Source organism: Corynebacterium sp. ACRPZ, assembly GCF_022346205.1.
In the GTDB taxonomy this organism is placed as follows: Bacteria; Actinomycetota; Actinomycetes; order Mycobacteriales; family Mycobacteriaceae; genus Corynebacterium; species Corynebacterium lehmanniae.
Map to the genome: position 1 here is coordinate 1 of NZ_JAKRMR010000030.1, position 4632 is coordinate 4632.

Annotated in this window: 5 protein-coding genes; all 5 read left to right on the top strand. The window is 65.0% G+C overall.

Translation table 11 applies throughout. The features are described 5' to 3' along the window. A partial coding sequence (locus MHX64_RS11790) for a transposase (protein WP_239357636.1) occupies positions 1–355 on the top strand: 355 nt, incomplete at its 5' end. Between the two features lie 55 nt (positions 356–410). Then, positions 411–848 (top strand): DUF3800 domain-containing protein, encoded by a 438-nt coding sequence (locus MHX64_RS11795; RefSeq protein WP_239357635.1) that lies wholly within the window; start codon positions 411–413, stop codon positions 846–848. Between the two features lie 30 nt (positions 849–878). Further along, a complete protein-coding gene (locus MHX64_RS11800) occupies positions 879–1676 on the top strand; it encodes a serine hydrolase (protein ID WP_181888814.1) in 798 nt (265 codons plus the stop codon). Between the two features lie 305 nt (positions 1677–1981). Further along, positions 1982–3424: an MFS transporter gene (locus MHX64_RS11805; protein WP_239357634.1), complete on the top strand. Its 1443-nt coding sequence runs from the start codon at positions 1982–1984 to the stop codon at positions 3422–3424. Then, positions 3417–4427 carry a nucleoside hydrolase gene (locus MHX64_RS11810; RefSeq protein WP_239357633.1) on the top strand — a complete coding sequence of 337 codons (1011 nt, stop codon included), beginning with the start codon at positions 3417–3419 and terminating at the stop codon, positions 4425–4427. Before MHX64_RS11805 ends, MHX64_RS11810 begins: the two co-directional genes overlap by 8 nt. Positions 4428–4632 lie beyond the last annotated feature (205 nt).

Below are 4632 nucleotides of genomic sequence, written 5' to 3' on the forward strand. Positions count from 1 at the left end.
CCCGCAGTCGGTCAAAGTTTGGCGCGACGCTTGGGAGCGGTTCGTGCCGTTTTTACAGTTTCCGCCGGCGGCACGCCGGGTGCTCTACACCACGAATTCGATCGAGTCGCTGAATGCTGAATTGCGTAAAGCTACTCGTAACCGGGGTCAATTCCCGAACGATACCGCGGCGCTGAAGACGCTTTGGTTGATGATCTGCAACATCGAAGACAAGCGCGCTGCGCAGCGAGCGAAGAAAGCAAAGCGCGACGTTGAGTGCAACGGCTATATTGAAGGAGCGAAAGCCACCGGGTGGAAACAAGCCATCAACCAACTAGCCGTGGCTTACCCCGACCGATTCGCGGACTACTTGTAAACCAACCCCCCGCACACAAAGAATCGGACACTCTCCCGACCAATCGGTGATGGTGATGATGGATCAGATTAATGAGAAGTCTCGGAAGCAACGCCTACCTCAGATGTACGCCCACATTCTGGGAAGGGCCGCTGACTTCGAGGAAATGCGGAGAATCATTGAACCACCGATGCATATTGATAGCACGCTCTCGGCCAACATCCAGTTTGCGGATTGGGTTTGCGCTCTCGTTAAACGCGCTGTTGAATCCCAACTTGTTCCTAATTCTCGCTACGAATGGTTAGCGGAATCCAAGCAGATCAGTGCAGCACGAGGGGCTTTTACATACGAATCCAAATTGCATCTGTTCGAGCGGGGAATACCAGACTTGGTTCATTCCGATATTTTGGATCCAAGGCGTCCGGTTATCAACGACCCGAGCATGCTGACCCCGGAAAACCGAAGGAAGCTTGAACAGGTGCGTGTTGCGGCTGTCAGGGCGAAGAACAGCTGAAGAAACGAGCTTCTACGTAAGGTGGGCGGCATGGAGCTCGAGAAGTTTTTCAGCAACTGGCCGGTGGACAACGTCGCGGCGGCCCTCGTCGGCGACACGGAAGCCACGTTCGGCGACCAAGACAAAGTCTTCGAACTCGCGAGCGTGACCAAGCTGCTCTCCGCGTACGCCGTGCTCCTCGCGGTGGAGGAGGGGGCATTCGAGCTTGACGACGCCGCCGGTCCCCCCAACTCCACCATCCGCCACCTCCTCGCGCACGCTGCCGGGGTGGGGTTCGACTCCCGCGAGCCGCAGAAGGAATCGGGGGAGCGCCGCATCTACTCCTCGGCCGGCTACGAGATCCTGGCCGACCACGTCGAAGAAACCACCGGCATCGCGTTTGCGGACTACGCCCGCGAGGGGGTCTTCGAGCCGCTCGGCATGGACTCCACCGAAATCTACGGCTCGGCCGGCCACGGCGGGAGGTCCACCGTCGGCGACCTTTCTGCGTTCGCCTCCGAGCTCCTCTCGCCGCGTCTTCTGGACCCGTCGACGCTTGGCGAGGCCTTTTCTAACCAGTTCGGCGACCTGCGCGGCGTTGTGCCTGGTTACGGCATGCAGAAGCCGTGCCAGTGGGGCCTCGGGTTTGAGATCAAGGGCGAGAAGGCGCCGCACTGGACCGGCGACGGCATGCCCGCGGACACCGTCGGGCACTTCGGCATGGCCGGGACGTACCTGTGGGTCGCGGGCGGGCAGGCGTGCGTGGTGCTGACGGACCGCGAGTTCGGCGACTGGGCCAAGCCGTTGTGGCAGGAGACCAACACTGCGCTGTGGGAGGCGCTGGGGTAGGGCGGCCGCAAACCTCCAGGGAGGTACGCGAAAAAGTCGTGTAGCCGAAAACCTGAATTCCGCGCGGGCGCACGTTGCGAGCCGCGCGAGTTTTCCCAGGGCGGAGGGGTGCGAGCCGGGCCGTCCCCTACAGTGAACTCAGGTCAATTGCGACGCGACTCAATCGGACACATGGCCCGCCCGCAAACGCGCTGGGGGTAGGGCCGGTGAGGTGGGCGTCGATAGGCAAAATGCCCCCGCATTTCGGGTGTAGCCGCCGCCTTTTTCGTGTAGGCGCGCGGTGCGCAGTGTTTTAAACTGCACGCATGACTACGACAAACACCCCGCTACCAGCAGCGGGGCAGAAGCTGCCGACCAACCAGGTCGTGCCCCTGATGACGGCGCTGCTGGTCGCCGTTTTCGCGTTCCAGCTCAACGCCTCCATGCTCGCGCCGGCGCTGCACACGATGGAGATGGACCTCAACGCCACCACCGCGCAGATCGGCATGACGCAGACGGCGTTCTTCACCGCGGCGGCCGTGTTCGCGCTGTTCATGCCGCGCTGGGGTGACCTGATCGGGCGCCGCAAGGTGCTGGTGTGGATGATGATCGGCACGGTCATCGGCTCGATCGTTGCCGCGCTGGCCACCAACGTGACCATGCTGTTCATCGGACGCGTGATCCAGGGCGTGTCCGGCCCGACCGTGGCGCTGACGTCCGTGATGCTGCGCCAGGCGGTGCGCGAGGAGAAGCAGTTCGCGTTCCTGGTGGGCATCCTCACCTCGGTCAACGGCGGCATCGCCGGCATTGACGCGATTTTGGGCGGCTGGCTTACCGACGCCTTCGGTTTCCGCTCCCTCTTCTGGGTCATCGGCGCCGCCGCGCTGATCGCCGTGTTCGCCGTGCAGTACGGCGTGGAAGAGACCAAGTCCGACCAGCTCCAGCCCATGGACTGGAAGGGTGTTGTCGGCCTGGTCGTCGGCGTCGGCCTGGTGCTGACCGCCCTGAACATGGCCGGCGAGCTGGCCGCGGCGAACTGGTTCATGGTGATCCTCCTGCTGGTCGTCGGCGGCGCGTCGCTGGTGTGGTTCTGGCGCACCGAGAAGTCCAGCCCGCACCCGCTGATGTCCACCGACCTGCTGTCCCAGCGCCGCACCTGGGCGCTGCTGCTCACCACCACGCTGACCATGACCGGCGTGTTCGCCGTGATGAACGGCCTGGTGCCCAACCTCGCGCAGGACCCGACGGCCGGCCCGGGCATGTCCGCCGGCGTCGTGTCCTGGTGGACGCTGACCCCGTACGCCCTGGCCGGCCTGGCCATGGGCCCGATCTCCGGCTGGCTCGCGGGCCGCGTGGGCTACAAGATCATCCTGCAGATCGGCATCGCCGGCGCGGCGCTGTCCGTGCTGTTCGGCACCGTCGTAGTCGGCAACGCCACCCACGGCATGCTGCTGGCGATGTCGCTGCTAGCCGGCATCACCTACGCCGGCATGGCCAACATCATGCTCGGCTCGCTTGGCGTTGTGCTGGCGCCGAAGCACAACCAGGGCTACCTGCCGGGCCTCAACGGCGGCGCGTTCAACCTGGGCGCCGGCCTGTCGTTCACCATCATCTTCGCGGTGTTCACCGCCACCGACGGCAGCTACCGCGCGGGCATGATCGCCGGCGCGATCCTGCTGGGCTGCGCGTTCGCGGCGTCCTTCCTCATCCCGAAGCCGGAGACCGTTCCGGACACGATCGCCGCGGAGGACCTGGCTGCCCGTGCGTAAAATCATCCTGGACTGCGACCCCGGCCACGACGACGCCGTCGCCATCCTGCTCGCCGCCGGCAACCCGGACATCGAGCTGCTCGGCCTGACCACCGTCGGCGGCAACCACACCATCGACCACGTCACGCGCAACGCGCAGCAGGTGCTTACCGTCGCCGGTCTGCGCGATGTCCCCGTCTACCGCGGGGTGACCAGGCCTTTGCTTAACGACGTCGTCACGGCCGAAGACATCCACGGCAACACTGGCATGGAAATCCACGGCTTCGACCTGCCCGAACCTGCAGTTCCGGTGGGGGAGATCGGGGCGGTGCAGTGGATCGTCGATACGCTGATGCGCGAAGAGCCAGGGACCGTGACGCTGGTGCCCACCGGGCCGCTGACCAACATCGCGCTGGCCGCACGCTTGGAGCCGCGCATTGTCTCGCGGGTGCGCGAGGTCGTGCTGATGGGCGGCGCGTACGGGGCCGGCAACTTCTCGCCGTCCGCGGAGTTCAACATCGCCGTCGACCCGGAGGCCGCCGCGATCGTGTTCGGCGAGGACTGGCCCGTGGTCATGGTTGGGCTGGACCTGACGCACCAAGCCTTGGCGACGCCCGCAGTGCAGGAACGTTTTCGGAATTTGGGCACGCCGAGCGGCGACTTCCTGGCCGCGCTTGTGGACGCGTTCCGTTCCAACTACAAAAACGCCCAGGGCTTTGACAACCCGCCGGTCCACGACCCGTGCGCGGTGGCGTACGTCATCGACCCGTCTGTGGTCGAGACCGTGTCCGTGCCGGTGTCGGTGGAGCTTTCGGGTGCCTTGACGCGCGGGCGGACCGTGGCGGACCTGCGCGCGTTCGGCGCGCTTGGCTTGTCCGCGCTCGCGTCGGGCGTGCCGGGCGGTGGCGCTGCTGGTGCTGCTGCGTCCGCCGCAGACCCGGCCTGCAACACTTCGGTGGCGACGCGCCTGGACGTGGACCGGTTCTGGGACCTCGTGGTCGACGCCGTCGAGCGCCTCGGCTAGGGGCGCCTTTCGCCGCGCTTGCCGATCTCCCGCAAAACCGGCTACCTGCAACCGGCTACCCCGCGAAAAATGGGGATGCGGACAAATTCTTGGAGTGCATTTGGGGGACTTTGTCTCGTTGTTATGCACTCAGTGCTTGTCGGTGTTCGGCGATGGTGGTGTAGCCGTCGCCGAGTGTCGACTTCAATCGTCTGTGAATATCGTC

Coding starts and splice junctions, on each gene's coding strand:
- MHX64_RS11800 (WP_181888814.1), top strand. CDS start 879: ATGGAGCTCGAGAAGTTTTTCAGCAACTGGCCGGTGGACAACGTCGCG.
- MHX64_RS11805 (WP_239357634.1), top strand. CDS start 1,982: ATGACTACGACAAACACCCCGCTACCAGCAGCGGGGCAGAAGCTGCCG.
- MHX64_RS11795 (WP_239357635.1), top strand. CDS start 411: ATGATGGATCAGATTAATGAGAAGTCTCGGAAGCAACGCCTACCTCAG.